General features: G+C 33.5%; 26 protein-coding genes and 2 tRNA genes. 12 read left to right on the forward strand and 16 right to left on the reverse strand.

Annotation, left to right across the window (positions count from 1 at the left end; genetic code table 11):
- Positions 1-31 precede the first annotated feature (31 nt).
- The 4 genes from lptB to LPB248_RS14805 form a co-directional block, all read right to left on the reverse strand.
- Positions 32-772 (reverse strand): LPS export ABC transporter ATP-binding protein, encoded by a 741-nt coding sequence (lptB, locus tag LPB248_RS14790; RefSeq protein WP_177212107.1) that lies wholly within the window; start codon positions 770-772, stop codon positions 32-34.
- Between the two features lie 231 nt (positions 773-1003).
- The gene (locus tag LPB248_RS14795) at positions 1004-1354 is read right to left on the reverse strand and encodes a carboxymuconolactone decarboxylase family protein (protein WP_111379891.1); all 351 of its coding nucleotides are present in this window, start codon (positions 1352-1354) and stop codon (positions 1004-1006) included.
- Entirely contained in the window at positions 1347-2165 is an 819-nt protein-coding gene (gene tatC / locus LPB248_RS14800) for a twin-arginine translocase subunit TatC (RefSeq protein ID WP_177212108.1), read from the reverse strand. Before tatC ends, LPB248_RS14795 begins: the two co-directional genes overlap by 8 nt.
- Positions 2165-3130 carry an SIS domain-containing protein gene (locus LPB248_RS14805; RefSeq protein ID WP_177212109.1) on the reverse strand — a complete coding sequence of 322 codons (966 nt, stop codon included), beginning with the start codon at positions 3128-3130 and terminating at the stop codon, positions 2165-2167. The genes tatC and LPB248_RS14805 overlap by 1 nt, the downstream gene beginning before the upstream one ends.
- An 86-nt stretch (positions 3131-3216) precedes the next feature.
- Here LPB248_RS14805 and recQ point away from each other — a divergent pair, with 86 nt between their 5' ends.
- On the forward strand, positions 3217-5412 hold the full coding sequence (recQ, locus tag LPB248_RS14810; RefSeq protein WP_177212110.1) for a DNA helicase RecQ: 2196 nt from the start codon (positions 3217-3219) through the stop codon (positions 5410-5412).
- Positions 5413-5483: 71 nt separating this feature from the next.
- Here the strand turns inward: recQ and LPB248_RS14815 are convergent, their stop codons facing one another.
- The gene (locus LPB248_RS14815; RefSeq protein ID WP_177212111.1) at positions 5484-5723 is read right to left on the reverse strand and encodes a hypothetical protein; all 240 of its coding nucleotides are present in this window, start codon (positions 5721-5723) and stop codon (positions 5484-5486) included.
- A 331-nt stretch (positions 5724-6054) separates the two neighbouring features.
- Between LPB248_RS14815 and LPB248_RS14820 the strand changes: the two genes are divergently transcribed.
- The 3 genes from LPB248_RS14820 to LPB248_RS14830 all read left to right on the forward strand — a co-directional run bounded on the left by LPB248_RS14820 (position 6055) and on the right by LPB248_RS14830 (position 9501).
- Positions 6055-7614, forward strand: a complete 1560-nt coding sequence (locus LPB248_RS14820; protein ID WP_177212112.1) for an NAD(P)/FAD-dependent oxidoreductase — start codon at positions 6055-6057, stop codon at positions 7612-7614.
- Positions 7615-7690: 76 nt separating this feature from the next.
- Positions 7691-8392 carry an SMI1/KNR4 family protein gene (locus LPB248_RS14825; protein WP_177212113.1) on the forward strand — a complete coding sequence of 234 codons (702 nt, stop codon included), beginning with the start codon at positions 7691-7693 and terminating at the stop codon, positions 8390-8392.
- A 23-nt stretch (positions 8393-8415) separates the two neighbouring features.
- A complete protein-coding gene (locus LPB248_RS14830) occupies positions 8416-9501 on the forward strand; it encodes a hypothetical protein (RefSeq protein ID WP_177212114.1) in 1086 nt (361 codons plus the stop codon).
- A 138-nt stretch (positions 9502-9639) separates the two neighbouring features.
- Here LPB248_RS14830 and LPB248_RS14835 read toward each other — a convergent pair whose 3' ends face one another.
- The 3 genes from LPB248_RS14835 to LPB248_RS14845 form a co-directional block, all read right to left on the reverse strand.
- A complete protein-coding gene (locus LPB248_RS14835; protein ID WP_177212115.1) occupies positions 9640-10599 on the reverse strand; it encodes a quinone oxidoreductase family protein in 960 nt (319 codons plus the stop codon).
- 107 nt (positions 10600-10706) lie between these two features.
- On the reverse strand, positions 10707-11234 hold the full coding sequence (locus LPB248_RS14840; RefSeq protein WP_177212116.1) for a hypothetical protein: 528 nt from the start codon (positions 11232-11234) through the stop codon (positions 10707-10709).
- Between the two features lie 10 nt (positions 11235-11244).
- The gene (locus LPB248_RS14845) at positions 11245-12657 is read right to left on the reverse strand and encodes an aminopeptidase P N-terminal domain-containing protein (RefSeq protein WP_177212117.1); all 1413 of its coding nucleotides are present in this window, start codon (positions 12655-12657) and stop codon (positions 11245-11247) included.
- Between the two features lie 260 nt (positions 12658-12917).
- Here LPB248_RS14845 and LPB248_RS14850 point away from each other — a divergent pair, with 260 nt between their 5' ends.
- On the forward strand, positions 12918-13355 hold the full coding sequence (locus LPB248_RS14850; protein WP_177212118.1) for an META domain-containing protein: 438 nt from the start codon (positions 12918-12920) through the stop codon (positions 13353-13355).
- 65 nt (positions 13356-13420) lie between these two features.
- On the opposite strand, the gene LPB248_RS14855 is transcribed toward LPB248_RS14850, so the two are convergent.
- From LPB248_RS14855 to msrB, 5 genes are all read right to left on the reverse strand, one after another.
- Positions 13421-14665 carry an RNA polymerase sigma factor gene (locus tag LPB248_RS14855; RefSeq protein WP_177212119.1) on the reverse strand — a complete coding sequence of 415 codons (1245 nt, stop codon included), beginning with the start codon at positions 14663-14665 and terminating at the stop codon, positions 13421-13423.
- Between the two features lie 64 nt (positions 14666-14729).
- Positions 14730-15068, reverse strand: coding sequence for a YciI family protein (locus LPB248_RS14860; RefSeq protein WP_177212120.1), 339 nt, complete (start codon positions 15066-15068; stop codon positions 14730-14732).
- Positions 15069-15150: 82 nt separating this feature from the next.
- Entirely contained in the window at positions 15151-15603 is a 453-nt protein-coding gene (locus LPB248_RS14865; RefSeq protein ID WP_177212121.1) for a carboxymuconolactone decarboxylase family protein, read from the reverse strand.
- Between the two features lie 358 nt (positions 15604-15961).
- Positions 15962-16567, reverse strand: a complete 606-nt coding sequence (gene msrA / locus LPB248_RS14870) for a peptide-methionine (S)-S-oxide reductase MsrA (protein WP_177212122.1) — start codon at positions 16565-16567, stop codon at positions 15962-15964.
- Positions 16568-16574: 7 nt separating this feature from the next.
- Entirely contained in the window at positions 16575-17129 is a 555-nt protein-coding gene (msrB, locus tag LPB248_RS14875; protein WP_177212123.1) for a peptide-methionine (R)-S-oxide reductase MsrB, read from the reverse strand.
- 294 nt (positions 17130-17423) lie between these two features.
- On the opposite strand from msrB, the gene idi reads away from it, so the two are divergent.
- The 7 genes from idi (at position 17424) to LPB248_RS14910 (ending at position 20529) form a co-directional block, all read left to right on the forward strand.
- Entirely contained in the window at positions 17424-17951 is a 528-nt protein-coding gene (gene idi / locus LPB248_RS14880; RefSeq protein ID WP_177212124.1) for an isopentenyl-diphosphate Delta-isomerase, read from the forward strand.
- Positions 17952-17971: 20 nt separating this feature from the next.
- A complete protein-coding gene (locus LPB248_RS14885; protein ID WP_177212125.1) occupies positions 17972-18382 on the forward strand; it encodes a 6-carboxytetrahydropterin synthase in 411 nt (136 codons plus the stop codon).
- A gap of 3 nt (positions 18383-18385) precedes the next feature.
- Positions 18386-18844, forward strand: coding sequence for a peroxiredoxin (locus tag LPB248_RS14890; RefSeq protein WP_177212126.1), 459 nt, complete (start codon positions 18386-18388; stop codon positions 18842-18844).
- Positions 18845-18899: 55 nt separating this feature from the next.
- Positions 18900-19868, forward strand: a complete 969-nt coding sequence (locus tag LPB248_RS14895; RefSeq protein WP_177212127.1) for a type I phosphomannose isomerase catalytic subunit — start codon at positions 18900-18902, stop codon at positions 19866-19868.
- Positions 19869-19925: 57 nt separating this feature from the next.
- Positions 19926-20192, forward strand: coding sequence for a hypothetical protein (locus tag LPB248_RS14900; protein WP_012022371.1), 267 nt, complete (start codon positions 19926-19928; stop codon positions 20190-20192).
- A 76-nt stretch (positions 20193-20268) separates the two neighbouring features.
- A tRNA-Thr gene (locus LPB248_RS14905) sits at positions 20269-20342 on the forward strand.
- Between the two features lie 113 nt (positions 20343-20455).
- A tRNA-Thr gene (locus tag LPB248_RS14910) sits at positions 20456-20529 on the forward strand.
- 248 nt (positions 20530-20777) lie between these two features.
- Here the strand turns inward: LPB248_RS14910 and LPB248_RS14915 are convergent.
- The 3 genes from LPB248_RS14915 to LPB248_RS14925 all read right to left on the reverse strand — a co-directional run bounded on the left by LPB248_RS14915 (position 20778) and on the right by LPB248_RS14925 (position 23910).
- On the reverse strand, positions 20778-21530 hold the full coding sequence (locus tag LPB248_RS14915; protein ID WP_177212128.1) for a DUF4369 domain-containing protein: 753 nt from the start codon (positions 21528-21530) through the stop codon (positions 20778-20780).
- A gap of 132 nt (positions 21531-21662) precedes the next feature.
- Positions 21663-22496, reverse strand: coding sequence for a hypothetical protein (locus LPB248_RS14920; protein WP_177212129.1), 834 nt, complete (start codon positions 22494-22496; stop codon positions 21663-21665).
- 148 nt (positions 22497-22644) lie between these two features.
- Positions 22645-23910 (reverse strand): patatin-like phospholipase family protein, encoded by a 1266-nt coding sequence (locus LPB248_RS14925; protein WP_177212130.1) that lies wholly within the window; start codon positions 23908-23910, stop codon positions 22645-22647.
- Positions 23911-24068 lie beyond the last annotated feature (158 nt).

Below are 24068 nucleotides of genomic sequence, written 5' to 3' on the forward strand. Positions count from 1 at the left end.
ATTTACTTTTTACCATTCATATATAACTTTCTTAAAATTCAAGTTTCTTTTTACGTAGCTCGAAGTTTTGTCCAAGATAAACACGACGAACCATTTCGTCTTCCACTAATTCTTCTGGAATTCCAGCTTTAAGAATTCCTCCTTCAAACATTAAGTATGTTTTGTCGGTAATTGCTAGAGTTTCTTGAACGTTGTGATCGGTAATTAAGATTCCGATGTTTTTATTTTTTAATTGCGCTACAATTCGCTGAATATCTTCAACCGCGACAGGGTCAACTCCAGCAAAAGGTTCATCCAATAAGATAAATTTAGGGTCGGTTGCCAATGCGCGTGCAATTTCTGTACGACGACGCTCACCTCCAGAAAGTAAATCGCCTCGGTTAGTACGAATATGTTCTAAACTGAATTCTTCAATAAGACTTTCCATTTTAGCAATTTGAGCTTCTTTAGAAAGTTTAGTTAATTGTAAAACGCTCAAGATGTTATCTTCAATGCTTAATTTTCTAAAAACAGAAGCCTCTTGTGCCAAATAACCAATTCCCTGTTGAGCACGTTTGTACATTGGATAATCAGTAATATTTAAATCATCAAGAAAAATATTTCCTTGATTTGGTTTTACCAATCCAACAATCATATAAAAAGACGTTGTTTTTCCAGCTCCATTTGGCCCCAAAAGCCCTACGATTTCTCCTTGATTTACTTCAACAGAAATTCCTTTTACAACGCTTCGTCCTTTATAGGTTTTGATTAAATTATCGGCTCTTAGCTTCATTTGTTTAATGTGAAAATTAGATAATTTGAAAATGAGATAATTTTTTTTAAAACTAAATCATGATCAATTTTATAATTTGATTTGAAAAGCAAAATAAGTGTAAAATATTCAATAGAATGAATCAATTAACAAATTATTGCGTTTTCAAAATTTAGAACTTGTATTTCAAAATTAAATAATTAGCGCATTTCAAGAGAAATTATCTAATTATCAAATTGACACATTTTCTAATTATTTGCCTTGCTCTTCTAGTGCTTCCCAGAATTCGTAAGCTCTTCTTAAGTGAGGAACTACAATTGTTCCTCCAACAAGAGTGGCAATTCCCATTGCTTCCATCATTTCTTCTTTAGAAACACCTTCTTTATAGCTAGTTTCTAAATGGTATTTTACACAGTCGTCACATCTTAAAACTGCTGATGCTACCAAACCTAAAAGCTCTTTTGTTTTTACATCAAGCGCACCTTCTGCATACGCATTGGTGTCAAGGTTAAAAATTCGCTTTACAATTTTGTTGTTGTCAGCAAGCAGTTTTTCGTTCATTTTAGAACGATAGTCGTTAAATTCTTGAACTATATCAGACATTTTCTTCTTTTAATTTATTTTTATAAACAATCTTCGAAATTAGAATACTAACCTCATAAATAAGCAGCATCGGAATTGCGACAATAGTTTGGCTCACAACATCTGGTGGCGTTACGATTGCGGCAATAATTAAAATAATTACGACGGCATATTTCCAATATTTTCTTAAGAATTGAGGAGTTACTAATCCTAATTTTGTTAAGAAATAAATAGCAATTGGAAGTTCAAAAAAGATCGCACTTCCAAGAATACTTGTTTTAACCATTCCCATGTAAGATTCTAGAGTGAACTGGTTTTTTACAACATCACTGATAGAGAATGTGGCAACGAAGTTTACCGACATCGGAATTACAACAAAGTATCCAAACAATACTCCTAAGAAGAAAAGTAAGGAAGATACGAAGATGAATAGTTTCGCATTTTTTCTTTCTTTCTCATAAAGTGCAGGGCTGATAAACTTCCAGATTTCCCATAAAATATAAGGGAAACTTAAGATGAAACCTGCTAAAAGACACATCCAGACAAAAATATTTACCTGGCCTTCCATCTCAGTATTTTGAATAATGAAGTTCAGTTCTGTAATACAGATGCTGTCTGCAAATCCTAATGAATGAGATAAGTCGCAAAACCAAACATACGTAAAGAATGTTGGTCTAATTGGACCTAAAATAATTTGATCAAATAAATAATCACTAATAAAATAAGTAACAATTGCCATGATAATTGTTGCAAGTGTACTTCTAACCAATAACCATCTTAGTTCTTCAAGATGATCCAAAAATGACATTTCGCCAAGATTTTTCTTTGCCATTATACGATTCCTTCTTTTAAAATGTCATGTAAATGTAAAACTCCTTTATATTCTCCGTTATCCGCAACGATCAATTGTGTAATCGAAAAGTCTTCTAAAATATTTAATGCATCGACAGCCATAGTTTCAGACGAAACTACTTTTGGATTTTTAGACATAATATCCTTTGCAGTTAAGTCCGCAATACTATCTACGTCGTTTAGCATTCTTCGGATGTCTCCATCAGTAATAATTCCAACAATTTTATTGTCTTCAATTACTGCAGTAACTCCTAATCTTTTTTCAGAGATTTCAAAAATTGCTTTTTTGATAGAAGTTTCTGGAGTGACAGCCGGTTTTAATGAATGCTCGATCATGTCTTTTACACGAAGCAGTAATTTTTTTCCTAAAGCGCCTCCTGGATGATAAACCGCAAAATCTTCGGGTTTAAAATCACGCATTTCCATTAAGCAAACAGCCAATGCATCGCCCATTACAAGCTGTGCTGTTGTACTATTTGTAGGAGCTAAATTGATAGGGCAGGCTTCTGTGTCAACAGTTGTATTTAAAACTAGATCAGAGCCTTTTGCTAAAAATGAAGTTGTGTTTCCTGTAATGGCAATCAAAGTATTTCCGAATCTTTTTAATAAAGGAACAAGGACTTTAATTTCTGGACTATTTCCGCTTTTAGAAATGCAGATAATCACATCATCATTTTGAACCATTCCTAAATCACCGTGAATAGCTTCTGCTGCATGCAAAAACATAGAAGGAGTTCCAGTTGAGTTAAAAGTAGCCACCATTTTTTGAGCAATGATCGCGCTTTTTCCAATTCCTGTAACGATTAGACGGCCTTTAGATTCGTATATGCGTTGGACGGCTTCGTAAAAATTTTCGTCCAAAAAATCAATTAGTTTTGTAATTGCTTCACTTTCAGAGAGTATTGTTTTCTTGGCGATCGCCAATATATTTTCTTTTGTGATCAAAACAGAATATTTAAAATTTGTATGTATAAAAGAAAGTTGTATCTTTATGTGTTGCAAATTTATACAAAATACCATTAATATAGAGAATGAATTCAAATGAAATTGAAATACATAAAGAATTAAAGAAGTATTTCGGCTTTAGCCAATTTAAAGGCTTGCAGGAGCAAGTCATTACGAGTATTTTAGACGAGAAGAATACATTCGTAATAATGCCGACTGGCGGAGGGAAGTCTCTTTGTTATCAGCTGCCAGCTTTAATTCAAGAAGGAACAGCTATTGTTGTTTCTCCTTTAATTGCTTTGATGAAAAACCAGGTTGACGCAATTCGAAGTCTTTCGTCTGAAAATGGAATTGCACATGTATTAAACTCCTCCCTAACCAAAACGGAAATTGCTCAAGTCAAAAAAGATATTACTTCTGGATTGACCAAACTTTTGTATGTCGCCCCCGAATCATTAACAAAAGAAGAATATGTGGCTTTTTTGCAAAGTGTGCCTATTTCTTTTGTTGCAATCGATGAAGCGCACTGTATCTCAGAATGGGGACATGACTTTAGACCAGAGTATAGAAATCTTAGAAATATAATTAAGCAGTTGGGGAAAGTGCCAATTATTGGTCTTACCGCAACTGCGACACCAAAGGTTCAGGAAGATATTCTGAAAAACCTTGATATGGCCGATGCAAATACTTTTAAAGCATCGTTTAATAGACCGAACTTGTACTATGAAGTTCGTACAAAAACAAAAAACATCGAGTCGGATATTATTCGATTTATCAAACAGCATAAAGGCAAATCTGGAATTATTTACTGCTTAAGCCGTAAAAAAGTAGAATCGATTGCCGAAGTTTTACAAGTAAACGGAATCAGTGCTGTTCCTTATCATGCAGGTTTAGATGCAAAAACGCGGGCGAAACATCAAGATATGTTCTTGATGGAAGATGTCGATGTCGTTGTGGCAACAATCGCATTCGGAATGGGAATTGATAAACCAGACGTTCGTTTTGTAATTCACCACGATATTCCAAAATCATTAGAAAGCTACTATCAAGAAACTGGGCGTGCTGGACGTGATGGAGGAGAAGGGCATTGTCTGGCGTACTACTCTTATAAAGATGTAGAAAAGCTGGAAAAATTTATGTCTGGAAAACCGGTTGCCGAACAAGAGATTGGTTTTGCACTTTTGCAGGAAGTTGTGGCTTACGCCGAAACCTCAATGTCACGTAGAAAGTTTCTTCTTCATTATTTCGGAGAAGAATTTGACAGCGAAACTGGTGAAGGAGCCGATATGGATGATAACGTTCGTAATCCAAAACATAAAGTTGAAGCCAAAGAACAAGTGGTTAAATTGCTGGAAATTGTTCGCGATACCAAACATATTTATAAGTCAAAAGAAATTGTCTTTACTTTAATTGGGCGTATTAATGCGGTTATTAAAGCGCATAAAACAGATACACAGCCTTATTTTGGTTCGGGTTCAGACCACGACGAAAAATACTGGATGGCATTGCTAAGACAAGTTTTGGTTTCTGGTTATTTGTCTAAAGATATTGAAACGTATGGAGTAATCAAAATTACCAAAGCTGGTTTAGATTTTATTAAAAAGCCAGTTTCATTTATGATGTCTGAGGATCATGAATACACCGAAGCCGACGATGAAACTATTGTAACAGGAGGTAAGTCTTCTGGAACTGCAGACGAAGTTCTAACGGGAATGCTTCGTGAACTTCGTAAAAAAGTAGCCAAAAAATTGGGTGTTCCTCCGTTTGTGGTTTTTCAAGATCCTTCAATCGAAGATATGGCTTTAAAATATCCGATAACAATTCAGGAATTATATAATATTCATGGCGTTGGTGAAGGAAAAGCTAAAAAATATGGAAGTGAATTTGTTGCTTTAATCAGCCGTTATGTTGAGGATAACGATATTATTCGTCCAGACGATTTAGTAGTTAAATCTACAGGAGTAAATTCTGCCAACAAATTATATATTATCCAAAATATTGATAGAAAGCTTTCATTAAATGATATCGCTTCCGCGAAAGGACTTACGATGGATGCATTAATCAAAGAAATGGAACAAATTGTTTATTCTGGAACAAAATTAAACATCAAATATTGGTTAGATGATATTTTAGATGATGATCAGCAGGAAGAAATTCATGATTATTTCATGGAATCTGAATCTGATAAAATCGAAGATGCCTTAAAAGAATTTGATGGCGACTATGATATTGATGAACTTCGTTTAATGCGTATTAAGTTTATTAGCGAGGTAGCGAATTAAAAAGTTTACAGTCTCGGTTTACAGTCTCAGTTAGTAAGAGGCTGTAAACTGTGACCGAAAACTGTGACTATTTATCCTTCATACAATTCCCCACGATGCGGTTTCAAAGCATCTCTTACCTGAATCATATTTTCATCGGTTACAACCATGAAAGCTATGGCGTACATTTCGTCTATGATTTTAAATCCTGTAATATTTAAAGGTAGCTTTTCAATTACTATATATTCTTTCAAATGAATTTCGTGATGCTCTGCTGTTTTTGCAGAAGCTGGTCCGCGGAAATCCCAGATTAGTTTTATTTTTCTAGACATTTTATTTAATGGTGCAAAGGTTCAGAGTAGCAAAGGTACAAAGTCTTTCTCAAAGGTTCTAAGATTCTGAGATGCTAAGGTTCTAAGTTTTTTCTGTAGAGACATACTGCAGTGCGTCTAACTTCTCTTAAAATAAATCTTTTTAATCCAAATAATCTGTGGCTAAAAATAAATCGGAAAGATTTTATGAAAAATAAATTAAGGATAAAATCTGCTTAGATCTGCGTAAATCTGCGTGAAAATTTAGAGTAAATATAAAATCTCATTTCAAAATAGTACTTTTGCATGTTCTTTTCATAGAAAGAAAAGCTAATAGAATAAAAAAGATAAAATGCCTAAAGAACTTTTACTTCAAGTAACACCAGAAATTGCTGCAAACGAATCATTGCTAAAAGACTATTTGTCTAAGCAGATTAAAGTTTCTGCTCAAGAAATTCAGCATGTTTCAATTTTAAAACGCTCTATTGATGCACGTCAGAAAGCGATTAAAATTAATTTGAAAGTTCTTATTTATTTAAAAGGCGAACCTTTTCAGGAAACCAAAATTGAACTACCTATATATAAGGACGTTTCCAATGCGCAAGAAGTTATAGTTGTTGGAGCAGGTCCAGCAGGACTTTTCGCAGCATTGCAATTAATTGAATTAGGTTTAAAACCAATTGTACTCGAAAGAGGAAAAGACGTTCGTGGCCGTCGTCGTGACTTAAAAGCGATAAATCGTGAACATATTGTAAACGAAGATTCAAATTATTGTTTTGGCGAAGGTGGAGCAGGAACGTATTCTGATGGAAAGTTATATACTCGTTCTAAAAAACGTGGCGATGTAACCCGAATTTTGGAACTTTTAGTTGCTTTTGGAGCTTCTGAAGATATTTTGGTAGAAGCGCATCCGCATATTGGAACTAATAAACTTCCAAAAATTATTGAAGATATTCGAAATAAAATTAGGGAGTTTGGCGGTCAGGTTTTGTTTGAAACCCGTGTCAACGATATTTTAGTAAAGAATAATGAAGTTGAAGGAATCGTAACGCAAAACGGAGATAAAATTCACGCCAATAAATTAATCTTAGCGACAGGACATTCGGCGCGTGATATTTTTGAATTATTAGACAAAAAGAAAATTTTTATAGAAGCAAAACCTTTTGCTTTGGGAGTTCGTGCAGAACATGCTCAAGAATTAATTGACAGTATTCAATACAGCTGTGATTTCCGAGGAGAACATTTACCTCCAGCGCCGTATTCTATTGTAAAACAAGTGAACGGCCGCGGAATGTATTCGTTCTGTATGTGTCCAGGAGGTGTAATCGCGCCATGTGCGACAAGTCCGAGAGAAGTGGTTACAAATGGTTGGTCGCCTTCTAAGCGTGATCAGTCAACGGCAAATTCTGGAATTGTAGTCGAATTAAAATTGGAAGATTTTAAACCTTTTGCAAAATTCGGAGCTTTGGCCGGAATGGAATTTCAAAAAAGCATCGAACAAAAAGCTTGGCATTTGGCTGGGGAAACTCAAAAAGTTCCTGCACAGCGAATGATCGATTTTACTAAAAGTAAAGTTTCAGCAGATATTCCAAAAACATCTTATGTGCCAGGAACCACTTCGGTTGAATTGGGACAGGTTTTTCCAGGATTTCTAACTCAGATTATGCGTCAGGGATTTCAGGATTTTGGAAAATCAATGCGAGGTTATTTAACTAACGAAGCAATCTTGCATGCGCCAGAAAGCAGAACTTCATCACCGGTTAGAATTCCGAGAGATCCAATGACATTAGAGCATTTGCAAATCAAAGGTTTATATCCTTGCGGAGAAGGTGCAGGTTATGCAGGTGGAATTATTTCAGCAGCAATTGATGGTGAAAAATGTGCCTTAATGATTGCGGAATCCTTGAAATAATTGACCTCAGGTTTTTTGGTGTAGTAAAAAGATTGCTATCTTAGTGGTTTGATTGTAATAGAATTTGCCCCAAAAGATGACAGTACAAGAAATAGAAACAAAATACGGATTCCATTTTCCTCTTTTATACAAACAATTAGACGCCGACGGGATGTTGGATGTCGGAGAATATGGCCCGAATTGGTATACAGAAGTTTATCCAACTTTAAAAGATAATCCGCCTTTGCTTTTGCATTCTTACGATTTTGAATCGTTGAATTTAAAATCGGTTGCAGAAGAAATAGAAGAGCTTAGAGATCCTGAGGATTATCGAAATATCAATCCAGAATTTAAATTTATTCCGTTTGCCAAAAGTGGCGGAGGCGATCATTATTGTTTCTTTTTAAACGAAGAAAATGATGGTGATGTCCCAATTGTTTTTGTTTGGCACGACATGAATGAAGTGAATTATCTGGCAAAAAATCTTCAGGATTTTATCTTCAAAGTTTTATTGATCGATATGTCGAAACAAGATGTATACAATGAACTTACCGACGAAGAATTTAGAAGCGATATTGAATCGGTTTTTAAATCGCACAAAAAATACCTGACCGATCGCCAAAATGCTATTTTATCCGAAATTTTAGAACGCGATATCATTGATTACGAAATACATGTTTCTCCAAAAATAGTAGAATCGGCTAGAGGATTATTAACCGATTTCGAATTGGAATCTATTGTTAATGAAGTAATTCCTTTTGATAAAATGAATCAGAGTTTTAAATACTCCAACGATTAATTCTTTAGTGCAAAATATTTCTCATGAGTTTTTTCTCCAATTTATTAGGTCGTAACAATAATCCAAAATCAATCATTTCTTTTGATGTTATTGATTCAATTTATAGCGGTTTATACAATGAATCTAAAAGTATAGAATTCAGAATTAAAGGAATTCATGATACGGTTACTGTAAATGTATATTCTATTCCTTCTTCATTAGGTCATGATGAAGGAAGAGCCGAAATTAAAAAAGCAGGATTCAATAATGCTTATGAAGTTTTAAATGAATTATACAAGAAGCTTAATATTGGAGGTTTATCAGAAGAAACAATTCAAGATGAATTAGAATTTGATTTCATTCATGTTCAGTTTTACTCACAGCCAAGTCAGGAGTTGAAAAAACACTTTAAAAGTGTTATTAATAATTTCATGATTTTCTTTTGTTGTACCAACAGTTTAGAAGTAAACGATTTCAGAATATTATATTCTAGCAATCATTTTTCAGATTACACGAAAGGTTTGCTAGACTCAGAATACCTAGATTTTAATAATCCTGGAAATGAAACCGAAGAAATAGGAATTAAAGACTTTAAAAAAGTTTTACAGGGAATCTGTCAGTATTTAAATATTGAAATTCCTGCTGATGTAGAGCTTCCATCTTCAGAAAATTTACTATTGGATGAAAAAGCAACTGTAGAGGATTTTGAAGAATTTATAAAGTTGATTTCAAGAAACAGTATTGAAGAAAGTGATCTAAAAAAATATGCAGAGAAACTTTTTGAAAACTTCAACGATGAAACCAAAGAATATTACGAAACGACAGAAGATCATTTTAGTTTTTTTGAAGAAATAAATACTTGGCATAGCGATTGGAAATTTGATCCAGAAGATGCAGAATATTTTATTTCTGAGATGCTTGGCGAAGATTTCAAATTTGATTATCCAGAAGAAACCTATAGCCATGATTTGTTTCCGTACATTCAGTCAGAATTAGAAAAATCAAATCTGGAGCTGATGACTTATGAAACTTATGGAGACAGCTATTTGTTTTTTGTTGCGAATAAAAATGAAGTAGAAAGAATTTTAGAATTCTCTGAACTAACAAAAATTGAGGTTACTCAGCTTTAAGCTAATTTAAACGTATAGTTTGTCATCCTGACGGAGGAAGGATCGCACAAGAAGCTCCGCACAAAAAAAATTACCAATCTTTGTCGAATTACTAGTGTGATCCTTCCTCCGTCAGGATGACAAAAAAAAGACGATCCGCTACGGAATCAAAATAATCTTCCCTGTGCTTTTTCTGCTTTCTAGAAAATCATGGGCCAGTTTTCCTTCGGATAATTTAAAAGATGTTGGATCTGAAAGTTTGATTTTTCCTTCGATTATCCAATCGAATAATTGAGTAGCTCTTTTAATTCGTTCTTCTTTAGAATTTAAATAACTCCATAAATCGCCTCCAGTTAAAGTTTTAGAACCGTCCATAAGCATTCTTGGATCTACAGGTGCTGGATCTCCGCCTGCCATTCCAAAGAAAACTACTTGTCCGCATTCTTTGGTGACTTCAAAACTTTCCATCAAAGTACTTCCTATACTATCGTAAACAACGTCGACACCGTTTGAAACAACTTTAAAAACTTCCGATTTCCAATCGTCGTTGTAAAGAAAAACATGATCTGCACCTTGTTCAAATCCGATTTTTGCTTTTTCAGCCGATGAGGTTAATCCAATCACGGTTGCTCCAAGAAGTTTACTAATTTGAGTTAGAATCTGTCCAACTCCGCCCGCAACCGCATGTATTAAAACGGTTTCTCCTTTGGCAGTTTTATGGCTATCTGTTGCAAGATAATGAGCAGTTAGACCTTGAAGTAAAACAGAAGCTGCAGTTTCAAAAGAAATGTTTTCAGATAACGGAATAATGTGGTTTACATTTACGGCAACCAATTCTGCATTGGCAAACGGAGCATCGGCAAAAGCAACGCGATCACCAACTTTGTATTCCGGATGATTATTGGCATCAACCACAATTCCTGCGCCTTCGTAACCAGCAATAAATGGCGGATTTCCTTTTAAATGATAATTTCCTTTTCGGCGGTAAACATCTGCAAAATTTAACCCGATGGCTTTCATTTCGACTAAAATCTCCTCTTTTTTTAATTGCGGATTAGGGATTTCTATATATTCTAAAACATTTGAATCTCCGAAAGTAGAGAAGGTAAGTGCTTTCATTTTTAATTGATTTAAGAATGTAAAGTTCGGGAAAAATCGCATTCAGTTTTGAAAGCTTTTTTTAAACTTCAAAAAAAACCTCGTTTATTTAAAACGAGGTTTTTAGATTATTCAAATTTGTATTGTTTTTTGTATTGAAGGTAACTTATGTATGTTTTGAAGATACTTGTCAAGCTAACACTTGATGCAAGTAAAATGGCAATCATATTTTTATACGAAAAAGTCATATTTACATAGGCTCCAGAAATTTTTACGTAAAGCGCTACTAGCATATATAAAATAAGAATACTAAAGAAAATCATCCATAAAAAGAAACTCGCTTTAAACAATTTGTAATATCCAACTGCGGTTATAATAAGTAATATCGAACCAATTGCGAAACCATGTTTAATTGTATAAAAATATCCCATTAATGGTGATAAGGAAAGAATTAATATTATCGAAAAGGAGAATATAAATGGTAAAGATTTTAAAATATCGCTTTTCTGAATTTTCGGATAATAATTAAAGATCTCATTTTTAATTTCATCTAAAGAAAATCCTTTACTTAATAATTGTTCAATGGTTTCAGATTGGGTATATCCAATATTTACATAATTTTCAATTTCTTTTTTTAATTGTGTTACGTTTTCCATTAAGTATAAATTATATTTTAGGGAATTTCATATCATTAAAAGTACTTTTTTGTTTAGCCAAAGCTTCGATATCCTGCCATTTTCTTGGAGAATCTGCAGACAGATTTTCATAAGAATCTTTAAGCATCAAGATATCATCTTCAATACGAATACCGATATTCCACCATTTTTTATCGCATTTACTGTTTGCTGGAATGTAGATTCCAGGTTCTACAGTAAGAATCATGTTTTCTTTTATAAGAGTCTGCGGTCCGTTGTAAGTTCCTTTGTCATGAACATCTAAACCAAGAAAGTGTGAACATGAGTGTGGATAGTATAATTTTACATCTTTCGGATCTGTAATAATTCCCAATTTAATTAAACCTTTTGCGATAACATCTTTAGCAGTTTCATTTAGAGCAACAAGAGGAGTTCCTGCTTTGCATATTTTAAAAACCGCTTCTTGGGCATCATAAACGATTTGATAAATTGCTTTTTGTTCTTCAGTAAATTTTCCGTTTGCAGGAATTGTTCTTGTAACGTCTGCAGAATAACCATGATATTCAGAACCCACATCCATTAGTAATAATTGGTTGTCAATTTTTGTAGCGTTGTTTTCCCAATAATGCAAGATGCATCCATTTGCTCCAGCTCCCACAATCGGGCCATAACCTTCGGCTTCTGCACCGTAATGTTTATGAATGTAAGCATGAATTCCATCAACTTCGTTTTCGCTCATGTCTGGACCTACAGCTTTCATCACTTCGTTGTGTGCAATGCAGGAAAGTTTGACCGTTTTGCGCATCAAAACAAGTTCTTCAGGAGTTTTTATCTCGCGAAGTGAACTTGTAATTTTATTGAATAATTCTGTTGAAGTTTCATTTGCTTGTGTAATTCCAGCTTTAGATTTAAATGATTTGAATAATGCATATAAATTATCAGGATTATTGTTCTCTGCTACATCTGTTGGGATTTTGTCGTAAATTACTTTATCAAATTTTGAGAAATCAATGGCAAAGGCATTAAAATCTTTTCCATTATAAACCGTTGTAAAACCAAGTTTTGATTTTGCGCCTTCAATTCCTAAACGTCTTCCTGTCCACATTTCACGATTTGCGTTTTTTTCTCTAACAAAAAGAACTTCATTATACTTTTCGGTTCCTTGTGCTTCTTTAAAAATTAGCAACACGGCATCTGGTTCTTTGTATCCTGATAAATAATACATGTCTGGATTTGCATGGTAATTATAATCGATGTCTCTAGAGAAAACTCTTTCGGGATAAGAAAAAACGACTGCGACAGAATTAGCGGGCATTAAAGCTCTAAAAGCTTCGCGACGTCCTTGATGAAATTCTTTTGTGAGATAATCTGTTGGAAGGTTTTCTTGTGATTGAACAAACGGAGTTGTCAATGCAAATACAAACAAAAATAGAAATTGTTTCATTTTTTGGTTTTTTATTGATGATTTTGGTTTTTTGATCAATGCAAAGTACAAAAAAAATATCCTCGCTTGTTTTATTTTAAACATCTGGTTGATAAAACTTTAAATAATTTGTAGTAACTTAGAGATAGAAAATAACAGCTTCGGGTTAGATTTAAACTTAAGAAATGCTGTAACTGGGCATGAATATTGAGAATAGGATTTTATAGAATTATTTTAGTTCAAAAAACAAAACAAATTATAAATCTTTAAAAAACATTTTTATGAAAAAATACGCATTTGCAGTCCTTTCAGTTGTAACGTTATTATTTGCTTCATGCAAGACATCAAAAACAGATAAAAGTGCCGATGATTTATTTGGTACAACTTGGGAATTAGAATATATCTCTGGACCAAGAATTGCTTTTCAAGGATTATATCCGCATAAAAAACCACAACTTACTTTCGATCAAAAAGAAACAAAAGCATATGGAAATAATGGATGCAACGGTTACAGTGCACCTTATACTTTAAAAGGAAAGTCTTTGACTTTTGGAGAAGCAGGACCAACTACAATGATGTTTTGTGAAGGTGGCGGAGAGCAAGAATTCTTAAAACAAATTAAATTGGTGACAAGTTATTCTGTTGATAAAGATGGAAAGCTAAATTTAAGTCATGATAATGTGCCAGTGATGCGATTTAAAAAAGTGGCTAAACAATAGTTTTAAAAGTGAATATATAAGGAAAGTGAAATGAAATTTATCATTTCACTTTTTTTATGCCAAATCTAATTTGTATTTAATTGCAAGCGCTCAATGTTTTTACGAATAATATTTTTGTCAGAACTTGTTTTGGATAGATCTATTGCAGTTTCAAAATGTTTTAATGCCTTTTTGATGTCAATTTCAGAATAGAGATTTCCGAGAAGAGAATAATAAAAATGATTATCAGTTAAATTCAATTTTTCGGCTTCTTTGATTGCTTCTTCTTTGCCTTTTACTTTAGATAAAGCATAAGTTCTGTTTAAGGCAACAATTGGCGAATATTCCAAAATGATTAAATTGTTGTAGAGTTCCAGAATATTTTCCCATTTTTCTATAGTTTCTGTTTTTATGGTGTGCCAATAGGCAATTCCAGCTTCTAAGTGATATTTTGAAAGTGTATTTCCGGTTGAGGACTGACTGAGGAAATAAGTTCCTCGATCAATTAATTCCTGATTCCAAAGCGATTGATCCTGATCTTCGTATAAAATAATTTCACCATTTAAACCAGTTCTAGCATCAAATCTCGAAGAATGAAAACACATCAGCGCCATTAACGCATTGGTTTGTGGGAGATTGGTGCTTTCGTTCTGAATTAATAAATACGTCAGACGCATGGCTTCGGTACAAAGATCTTTTCGCAAAGTGGTGTTTTGCGAAATAGAATAGTAGCCTTCAGAATAAAGCAGATAAATGGTTTTGAGAACTGTTTGTATTCTATCTTTTATTTCAGAATTGTTCGGATGCTGAATTTTAATGTTTTCTTCTTTGAGCTTTTCTTTCGCGCGATTAATTCTTTTATAAATAACTTCTCTGTTGGATAAGAAAGCATCAGAGATTTCATTTACTCCAAAACCGCATAATAAATTTAAAGCAAGAGCAATTTGAGCTTCTTCGGAATTACACGGATTGCAAACCGTAAATATCATCGCCAGCTGGCTATCGGCAATATTTTGATCAGACAAATCAATATCGATTTCTGGATTATTTAATGGAGTATTGTGTTTTATTTCAGTAACGATTTTGGTTTCAAAAACGTTGTTTCTTTTCAGATAGTTTTTGGTTTTGTTTTTGGCAACCGTGTATAGCCAGGCAGTCGGATTTTCGGGAATTCCTTTAATCGCCCAAGTTTCTGAGGCAGTCAGAAAAGTATCGCTTACAATATCTTCGGCAATTTCGATATGATGAATGCCAAACAAATTGCAGAGAACCGAAACTATTTTTTGATATTCTGTTCGAAATAAATTGGGTATAAGTTCTTTTTGCTCCATATTTTTTTAGAAAAAAAATGCCTAAGTAAAGATACAAAGGCATTTTTATATGTTGGTTTAAAATTTAAACAGCCATTCTAATTTCGACATTTCCGCCAAAATTTAAAACCGGACATCCTTGTGCAATTTCGGCAGCTTCATCATAATCTTTAGCTTTGATGATTATTAATCCGCCAATAGATTCTTTAATTTCAACAAAAGGGCCATCAGTAATTCCTTTATTTGAATTTACAAGTTTTCCCTGGCCGTCCCATTTCTGTAAAGGTCTTGCTAATTTATCCTGAGCAGCAAGACTTCCAAACCAGTTTTGCCATTGCTGAAAATGCTGCTGTAATTCTTCCGGAGATGGTTGTGTTTCTTTTGTTTTAAAATCTCTTCTGAAAATCAATAAAAACTCATTCATTTTTTTATGTTTTATAATTGAATAATTTGCTTTTAAGTTGTATAAAGTTAATTGTTTTTAGAAAATAAAAATCAATTATTGTTTATCCAAACTGTCCAACTCTATAAGATCCAGGCACATTGGAAAAAGTGATGTTAAGACGGTTCCAAGCGTTGATTGCAGCAACTGCAAGCGTAAGATCTATTAATTCTTGTTCTGTAAATTCAGCTTTTGCAATCTCGTAGATTTCGTCTGGAACATCGCATGCGTTTACTGCTTCTGCTAGAGCAAGAGCAACTCTTTCTCTTTTTGTATAATAAGGAGTTTCTCTCCAAACACTTAATCCAAATAAACGCTGTGCTGTTTCTCCAGCGGCTAAAGCTTCTTTTGAATGCATGTCTAAACAATAACCGCAGTTGTTGATTTGAGAAACTCTGAAATTTATTAATTCCATAAGAGATGCTTCAATTGTTCCTTTTTTTAAGTAACCACTGATTCCAAATAATGTGCTAACTGCTTTTTGACCTTGTTCGAATAAATTAAGTCTAGTTTCCATGATGTATAATTTTTAATTGTTTATACCTTAATAACAATCGAACTTTTAGGATTGGACAAAAAAGAGAAAAAAAATAAAATTATTTTTTAATTAATAGGAGAACCCAATATTTATAAGGGTTAGTAAGCAAAAAAAAGTATGATTAAATCGAAGAATTTATAAAATTATCTTGTCAGCAAGCCCCAGCGGGGTAAAATATTTATAGAATTTCATAAGAAAAATAAAAAAAGCTCCAGAGGAGCGACATATATTTTTATAACCTAAATATATGTCGCTCCTCTGGAGCTTTGTATGGCAGAAACATTCTTGCTATAAATATTTCGCTTCTCCGAAGCTTTACAATACCAATTGTTACTATTTATTTCTTTTTCAGCTTATCTTTAAAAACCTTTTCAAACTTTTCTATTTTAGGCTGAATCACCATTTTACAATACGGCTGATTTTTATTGTTGGCATAATAGTTTTGATGGTAATCTTCGGCTTTATAGAAAACTTTAAAAGGTTCCACTTTTGTTACAATTGGACTGTTATACACTTTTGCTTTGTTGAGGTCTGCAATAATGCTTTGAGCCGCTTTTTTCTGTTCTTCATTTTTATAAAAGATAACAGAGCGATATTGCGTTCCTACATCAGCTCCTTGGCGATTTAAAGTTGTGGGATCGTGAACGGTAAAAAAGACTTTGAAAATTTCGTTAATATCGGTTATGTTTTTGTCGTATGTTATTTGAACTACTTCGGCGTGACCTGTTTCTCCTGTGCAAACTTCTTCGTAAGTCGGATTTGCGACTTTTCCGCCAGAAAATCCAGAAACAACAGATTTTACTCCGTCCAGATTTTCGTAAACGGCTTCAACGCACCAGTAGCAACCTCCGCCAAGTGTGATAGTTTCTAGATTTGCTTTTTTATTTTGCGAAATGCCATTTAGCGAAAGCGCAAAAAGACATATTAAAAGTATATTTTTCATTTTGTGATTATTTATTGTCAGGAATAAAATCTAGGGCAATCGAATTCATACAGTAGCGTTTTCCGGTAGGAGCAGGACCGTCATCAAAAATGTGTCCTAAATGTCCGCCACAGCGTCCACAAAGCGCTTCAGTTCTTTCCATTCCAAGTGAGTTATCTTCTTTAAAAACAATGCTCTTTTTGTTTTCTTGTTCAAAAAAACTTGGCCATCCGCAGCTGCTAGAGAATTTAGCTGTAGATCTAAAAAGCAAATTGCCGCAAGAAGCGCAGTAATAAGTTCCTTTTTCGTCGGTATTCCAATATTTACCTGTAAAAGGTCTTTCAGTATCGGCTTCGCGCATTACAGCATAAACATCCTCAGGCAAAACCTTTTTCCATTCGGCGTTGCTTACGTTAAGTTTTGTGGTGTCGGTATTTGAATAATAAGGATTTCCGGGTTTACTGATTTTGTTTTCCATAACGGCTGTTTTTGCAGATTGTTTTTTTGTGTTTTGTCCGCATGCCTGAAAAATAAAAAGCGGAATCAAAAAACAAAGGCTGAAAATTAGGTTTTTAGATTTCATAAGTTCTTAGGTAAATTAATCTGTATATCAAAGATACGTTGAGAATTAGCTTCAAATTACAGTGTTTATTATTATTGAGATTTTTTTAAGTGTGTTTTAACTTTTTATTAGTTACGTAAAAGAAGGCAATGTAGTTTTTATGTCTTAATTTTAACAGCTTTTAAAATTTAGTATAAATTATAATGCTGTAAATCAGGAAAATAGAAGCGAGGTGAAAAGCTTAGTTTTAGGCAAGCTTAATTAGCATTTTTAAGCCATTTCTTTTTTCGTATTTTTGTTTGCTTAAGAAGCCTTATGACAGAAGAAAACGTAATACTAGTTAATCAAAACGATGAACAGATTGGCTTAATGCCAAAATTAGAAGCACATGAAAAAGCGCTTTTGCACCGTGCCTTTTCGGTTTTTATTTTGAATAGTAAAAACGAAATTATGCTGCAACAGCGTGCTCATCATAAATATCATTCTCCGTTGCTTTGGACCAACACTTGTTGCAGTCATCAGAGAGAAGGAGAAACAAACATCGAGGCAGGAAGCCGAAGATTGTTTGAGGAAATGGGTTTTAAAGCCGAATTGAAAGAGTTGTTTCATTTTATTTATAAAGCGCCTTTTGATAACGGTTTGACAGAACATGAACTGGACCATGTTATGATTGGTTACTATAACGACGAACCAAACATAAATCCAGATGAAGTAGAAGACTGGAAATGGATGAGTATTGAAGATGTTAAAGCAGATATTGAAAAACAGCCCGAAATTTATACCGTATGGTTTAAGATAATTTTTGATGAATTTGATCATTATCTAGAAGACCATAAATTATAGCCAACTAACCAGAAACATAAATGAGAGTAACCATATCAAGAAAAGCACATTTTAATGCTGCACATCGACTTTATCGAAAAGATTGGTCATTTGAAAAAAACGATGCTGTTTTTGGGAAATGCAATAATCCTAACTTTCATGGTCATAATTATGGTTTAACAGTTAGTGTTACAGGAAAGATTGACCCGGAAACTGGTTTTGTTTTAGATGTGAAAGTATTGGCGGATATTATACGAGAAGAAGTAGAAATTCCGTTTGATCACAAAAATCTTAATCTGGATGTTCCAGAATTTGCAGATTTGAATCCGACTGCAGAAAATATTGCTGTTGTGATATGGAATAAAATTAGACAACGAATTCATACCGACTTTGATCTTGAAGTCGTGCTGAACGAAACGGACCGAAATTTTGTAACTTATAAAGGAGAATAAAAAATGTCATTAAAAATAGGAGATATAGTTCCGAATTTTACTGCGAAAGACAACAATGGTGAACTTTTTGAAAGCCAAAGCGTTTTAGGAAGAAAGCCACTGGTGATTTATTTTTACCCAAAAGATAATACGCCAGGATGTACAACCGAAGCTTGCAGTTTTCGGGATCAATACGAAGATTTTAAAGATTTGGGAGCTGAGGTAATTGGTATTAGCAGCGATAGTGTAAAGTCACATCATAAATTTGCTGCGAAACATGAATTACCTTTTATTTTGCTTTCAGATCAGGATAAAAGATTAAGAAAACTTTTTGGTGTCCGTAATATTTTATTTGGACTTCTGCCAGCACGCATTACCTATATAATAGATAAAAATGGTTTGGTAATTTCGATATTTGATAGTGCAAATGCAGCTAAACATATACCAAAAGCACTAGAAACCGTAAAGGAATTAGTATTATAGATTACCAAAATAGTATCAGAATAGAATTAATTAAACAAATATATTAGCCTAAAACATGAGTCAGAATTTATACCCTTTGCAATTTGAACCGATTTTGAAAGAAAGAATCTGGGGAGGAGAAAAACTTAAAACAATTTTAAACAAACCAATCGTTTCTAAAATTACCGGTGAAAGCTGGGAATTGTCTACTGTGCAAGGAGATGTAAGTGTGGTTGCAAACGGAGTTTTAAAAGGAAAATCTTTAATGGATTTAATAGATGAAACGCCAGATGCTATTTTAGGGACTAAAGTTTATGAAAGATTTGGAAAACAATTTCCGTTGCTTTTTAAATACTTAGATGCAAGAGAAGATCTTTCTATTCAAGTGCATCCAAATGATAAATTGGCAAAAGAACGTCACAATTCATTTGGTAAAACCGAAATGTGGTATGTAATGCAAGCAGATGCTGATGCTAGAATTATTGTTGGTTTTAAAGAAAATTCTAGTAAAGAAGAATACTTAAAACATTTGCACGATAATACCTTAGTTTCTATTTTAGATGACGTAAAAGCAAAAGCTGGAGATGTTTTCTTTTTAGAAACTGGAACAGTTCACGCAATTGGAGCTGGTTTGGTTGTTGCCGAAATTCAGCAAACTTCTGATATTACATATCGTTTATACGATTTTGACCGTGTAGATGCACAAGGAAACAAAAGAGAATTACACGTAGATTTAGCTCTTGATGCTATAAACTACAATAAAGTTGATACACAAAAGAAATACGATTCAAAAACCAATACATCAAATGTTGTGGTAGATTGTCCTTATTTCACGACAAACTTTATTCCGTTAGAAGATAAAGTAGAAGTTTCGAAATCTGGAGAAACATTTACAGTTTATATGTGTATTGAAGGAAGCTTTGAAATCGAATATGACGGTTTTAAATATACTTACATTAAAGGAGACACTGTCTTAGTTCCAGCTGCGATAAATGCATTTGTTTTGAGCGGAAAAGCTTCAATTTTAGAAATTTACATTTCTTAGCGCTTATTCTAAAGATAATATGTACTTTTGCAGACGCAAATTAAAATTAAAATAAAAATGGCAAACGTTAAAAATTTAAAGAAAGACATCAATTTTGTATTAGGAGATATTATTGAGGCAGTTTACTTGTTTGAGATGTCTACAACAGGAAATCCAACTCCAGAAACGAATGCTTTAATCGATGAAGCTATCGCTGCATTTGATACTTTGATTACAAAAGTGAACGCTAAGAACGTTGAAAATAAAAAAGCACACTTCAAACAAATCAATGTTGAATTAGAACAAACTGCTAATCAATTGATTGAAAAAATCAACGCGCTTTAAGCAAAAAAAAGTGTAAAAAAGTGCAAAAATATTTTGGGAAATTGAAAAACCGCTTTATATTTGCACCCGTAATGACGCCGATGTAGCTCAGCTGGCTAGAGCAGCTGATTTGTAATCAGCAGGTCGTGGGTTCGAGTCCCTCTATCGGCTCAAAAAACGGAAACCATCACAGAAATGTGATGGTTTTTTTAATTATAGAGAGAGGTGTGAATTTTTTTTTTGGAATATTAAAAAACATTTATATCTTTGCACTCGCAAAATAGGCCGATGTAGCTCAGCTGGCTAGAGCAGCTGATTTGTAATCAGCAGGTCGTGGGTTCGAGTCCCTCTATCGGCTCAAAAACCACCACAGAAATGTGGTGGTTTTTTTATGCCTGAAATTGAAAGTCCCAAGAATAAAATTCTAAAATTATAGCGTTGTTTTGACCACGGGAGACACATTGCAAGAATAAATGGTATTGTCGTAATTTATTTGCGTTTTAAAGACTGAAAACTGTTAATGGCAATTATTATGTGTCTTGCGGAAATTTAATCGATTTAAGCATAAAAAAAAACGCCCTGATAATTCAGGGCGTCTTTTTTGTTTTATTCAGCTGGAGTCGGAGTTGTTGCGGCTGCCGGAGCTTTTTGTTCTTTTTTGATTTCAGTTACATACTTGGTAAGCTTTTTTCCATAAAGTGATTGGGCTACTTTTGGAGTCATCGATTTTTGAATCGTATCTAAGAATTTGATATTGATATCGTAAATCTCTGCTAAAGCAATGTAAGGCGCTACTTCGTGATCTTTATTGTTAATGGCGAAGTTTGTAGCGTACAAATATTTTCTTTTAATGTTTGAGTCTTGTTTTGCCTCAAGGCTGTCAAGAGCTTTTTGATCTTGTCTTTTTAAAGCTTTAAACTTTGCTTCAACCATAGATAAGTTCTCGTCTCTAAAACGAGTATTTATTTTTTGATATTCTTCGTATAAATCTTGGTTTTTAGATCCAGTAATTTTTGCGCTAGCGATGAAGTTGTCTAAATTGGTTTCAATATTAATATTTCCTGGTTCAGCAAAGAATAAAATATTATTGTCTAATGAATTTGTTACTCCTCTGTCTAAATATAAATATAACATTTCAGGAGATTCTAATTTAATATCTCTTTCAAAAGAAGAGTTTCCATCGATTTTTATGCTGTCAATAGCAACAAGGGAAGTGTCAACAATTCTTTGGATATATAAAGTTCCGGTTTTTAAGCCTTTAATGTTTCCTGTGATGTGTAAATTATCAGCAGCAGTTTCTTTTTTGCTGCAAGATGCTAATACTGCAAGAGTAACAAAAGCAATTAATGTTTTTTTCATTGGTTTTTGAGATTTTGGTGCAAAATAAAGAAAATAGTTTAAATGTAAAGAGGCAGATGTTTTATTTTTATAAAAAAAATAAATCCCAATCTATTTCTAAATTGGGATTTTAAAGTCGTGCAATAAAAGGTCTTACATCGATAAATTGAATGAAGAGCCGTTTTCGTGTGTGTAAGTGTAAATTGCATCACAGTCATTATTGCCGTAATCTACTATGCCGTTTAAAATGCCTCCTTGTACTTTTAATTGTCCTTTAGAAATAAATAGGCAAGAATATTTTTTGATTAATGGTTCTTTTACGGTCAAAGTAAGTGTTTCGCCATTCGAAGCTGTTACTGTATGTGTGCCTTCTGTAATTTCATATACATTGTCAGATAAAACAAGAGGAGTATCTGCGCCTGCAGTTTGTTTAGTAGTATAAATTCCAGAGTTGGTATAAACTCCTCCTTGCAAATCGGTTAATTTACCATTTGTAACTTTTCTAGTCCATTGCGGTACAGTTTGAACAGTTGTAGTATTGGTATATTCAATAGTGCCTTCCAGTTTTATACCTTTTATAGAGTAGTCAATTCTCTCGATTGTCATTTTGCTTCCCGTTTCATTGATTGGTCCAGAAAGTGTTACTTTTAGTTTTCCTTTTCGCGTAAGGTTGTTTCCGTCTGTACATCCAGCAGTTCCAAAATCTGCTAAAAAGACTTTAGGATAATTTCCTCCGTTTGGTGTTGTAATGGTGATCGTTGCACAAACTCCAGGAGCTGTCTCTGTAGTTTTTCCAGTTGTTGAGGTGGCTGTTGAGATTGAAAGACCAGTGTTAAGATCCATTTCGTTTGAAGTATCAACAGCAACTGAGGCTCCAATGCTTGTTAAGTTTGTTGAAACTGTGTCGTCGTGATTGTCGCTTGAACAAGAAACGTATAAAAGTGCTGTAGCACAAATAGCTGATAGTAAAATAGCTGTTTTTTTCATAATGGGGGTTGTTTTGGATTAGATTAATAAGGCAATCAAAAGTAATAAAAAAACGAATTATAATTAAAAAATCCTGCAATGGTTAGTTTACAGGATTTTATAACGGTTTTTTGGTGAAAAAATTATGGTTAGTGTTATTAGAAATAAATTAAACAGATTTATAATAATTGCTTTTGGCCTTTCTGATTTTTTTGTATTCTTCCCAATTAAATCGGTTTAAGAAATCGGCCGCATTTTGAGCGCCACGAATAAATAGATCAATTTTTGCATCATCGGTAAGATTAAAGTTTAGCCAATTATGGCTTCCGGTATCAATATATCCGATGAGGTTTTTAAAATCTGGATTTTTTTGAAGGAATTCAGAATCGTAACCATAGCGTGAAGTGTCAAACATTGAACCTATTAAGCTGGAGAATTTTTCATTTTTATTGATTTCGTTTTTGTCGTAACCCAATTTGATTCCGAAAGTTGGAGAAGCGGGAACATTCATGTTTTCATGAAAAATATCTATCGGGAAATTTGAGATAATACCGCCATCCATAAACATAACTTCTGAGGGTACAGATGTTCTAAGACAGGTTGCGTCATTCCATTTATTCCAAGCATCTATTCCGCTTGGAATATTTTTAATTTTAAAAGGGGTAAAAAATAAAGGAATCGACATAGAAGCGCGAACAAAATCGGCTGGATTTTGAACATCTGGGTTGGAGTAAAACAAATCGATCATTTTTGGAAAGATGATTTTGCTTTCGGTAGTAATATCGGCAGTAATTATAGCCATTTGGCTCCAATGATCTACCCGAGTATATTCTTCTTTGTCTCCGTTATTTAATCTGTTTATTCGGTATAGTTGATTTTTGTCTGAAACGCCTTTTTCTCTCAAAGCTTTCAAATCGGCATAATTTTTTATCCCTTTTTGAGAAAGCAGATTTGTCATCCATTGGTGAAAATTATTTCCAGGATTCAGCCCTAAATCATCTTTAAAATTATCCACCACTTGACAGCCTTTCATTATTAATTTCAGATTTCCAGCATCACTTAAAAGTGCGTCAATAAATTCGCGTGCATCATGATCGCCATCAACAAAATCGTATAGATTTTTATTGCATAAACAATCCAGAATCCATTCCGATTTTTCAATATCACAAGTTCCTGCGGCAGCCATCAGCATAGTATTGATGCTTCCTGCAGAAGTTCCTGCGAGACTTAAAAAACGAATTCCCATTTTTTCTAATACATATACATATCCAACAAGTGCAATTCCGAGCACGCCGCCACCTTCTTGTACAAGATCTACATATTGGCAATTGTTGTTGTCGACAATGTCAGAGAATTTTTTGCCTTTAATCTGTTCTTTTAAATCCTTTATAATTGCTAGAATTTCTCCATTTTCTGTAAACTTTCTTTTATCCATGATTTCTAGAATTTTAGATTTGTTGTTTTGGTTTTAATTTGTTGATTTTCAAAATTATGCAATCATGTTTTGCGAGAAAAGGGGAGAATAGCCCTTTTTTTAAGGGTGATTTTAGGGCAAAAAAAAATCCTGCAAAACTTAATTTGCAGGATTTTGGA

The organism is Flavobacterium sp. LPB0248, from assembly GCF_013388355.1.
Taxonomy (GTDB): Bacteria; Bacteroidota; Bacteroidia; order Flavobacteriales; family Flavobacteriaceae; genus Flavobacterium.

Coding starts and splice junctions, on each gene's coding strand:
- lptB (WP_177212107.1), bottom strand. CDS start 772: ATGAAGCTAAGAGCCGATAATTTAATCAAAACCTATAAAGGACGAAGC.
- LPB248_RS14795 (WP_111379891.1), bottom strand. CDS start 1,354: ATGTCTGATATAGTTCAAGAATTTAACGACTATCGTTCTAAAATGAAC.
- tatC (WP_177212108.1), bottom strand. CDS start 2,165: ATGGCAAAGAAAAATCTTGGCGAAATGTCATTTTTGGATCATCTTGAA.
- recQ (WP_177212110.1), top strand. CDS start 3,217: ATGAATTCAAATGAAATTGAAATACATAAAGAATTAAAGAAGTATTTC.
- LPB248_RS14815 (WP_177212111.1), bottom strand. CDS start 5,723: ATGTCTAGAAAAATAAAACTAATCTGGGATTTCCGCGGACCAGCTTCT.
- LPB248_RS14820 (WP_177212112.1), top strand. CDS start 6,055: ATGCCTAAAGAACTTTTACTTCAAGTAACACCAGAAATTGCTGCAAAC.
- LPB248_RS14825 (WP_177212113.1), top strand. CDS start 7,691: ATGACAGTACAAGAAATAGAAACAAAATACGGATTCCATTTTCCTCTT.
- LPB248_RS14830 (WP_177212114.1), top strand. CDS start 8,416: ATGAGTTTTTTCTCCAATTTATTAGGTCGTAACAATAATCCAAAATCA.
- LPB248_RS14835 (WP_177212115.1), bottom strand. CDS start 10,599: ATGAAAGCACTTACCTTCTCTACTTTCGGAGATTCAAATGTTTTAGAA.
- LPB248_RS14840 (WP_177212116.1), bottom strand. CDS start 11,234: ATGGAAAACGTAACACAATTAAAAAAAGAAATTGAAAATTATGTAAAT.
- LPB248_RS14845 (WP_177212117.1), bottom strand. CDS start 12,657: ATGAAACAATTTCTATTTTTGTTTGTATTTGCATTGACAACTCCGTTT.
- LPB248_RS14850 (WP_177212118.1), top strand. CDS start 12,918: ATGAAAAAATACGCATTTGCAGTCCTTTCAGTTGTAACGTTATTATTT.
- LPB248_RS14855 (WP_177212119.1), bottom strand. CDS start 14,665: ATGGAGCAAAAAGAACTTATACCCAATTTATTTCGAACAGAATATCAA.
- LPB248_RS14860 (WP_177212120.1), bottom strand. CDS start 15,068: ATGAATGAGTTTTTATTGATTTTCAGAAGAGATTTTAAAACAAAAGAA.
- LPB248_RS14865 (WP_177212121.1), bottom strand. CDS start 15,603: ATGGAAACTAGACTTAATTTATTCGAACAAGGTCAAAAAGCAGTTAGC.
- msrA (WP_177212122.1), bottom strand. CDS start 16,567: ATGAAAAATATACTTTTAATATGTCTTTTTGCGCTTTCGCTAAATGGC.
- msrB (WP_177212123.1), bottom strand. CDS start 17,129: ATGAAATCTAAAAACCTAATTTTCAGCCTTTGTTTTTTGATTCCGCTT.
- idi (WP_177212124.1), top strand. CDS start 17,424: ATGACAGAAGAAAACGTAATACTAGTTAATCAAAACGATGAACAGATT.
- LPB248_RS14885 (WP_177212125.1), top strand. CDS start 17,972: ATGAGAGTAACCATATCAAGAAAAGCACATTTTAATGCTGCACATCGA.
- LPB248_RS14890 (WP_177212126.1), top strand. CDS start 18,386: ATGTCATTAAAAATAGGAGATATAGTTCCGAATTTTACTGCGAAAGAC.
- LPB248_RS14895 (WP_177212127.1), top strand. CDS start 18,900: ATGAGTCAGAATTTATACCCTTTGCAATTTGAACCGATTTTGAAAGAA.
- LPB248_RS14900 (WP_012022371.1), top strand. CDS start 19,926: ATGGCAAACGTTAAAAATTTAAAGAAAGACATCAATTTTGTATTAGGA.
- LPB248_RS14915 (WP_177212128.1), bottom strand. CDS start 21,530: ATGAAAAAAACATTAATTGCTTTTGTTACTCTTGCAGTATTAGCATCT.
- LPB248_RS14920 (WP_177212129.1), bottom strand. CDS start 22,496: ATGAAAAAAACAGCTATTTTACTATCAGCTATTTGTGCTACAGCACTT.
- LPB248_RS14925 (WP_177212130.1), bottom strand. CDS start 23,910: ATGGATAAAAGAAAGTTTACAGAAAATGGAGAAATTCTAGCAATTATA.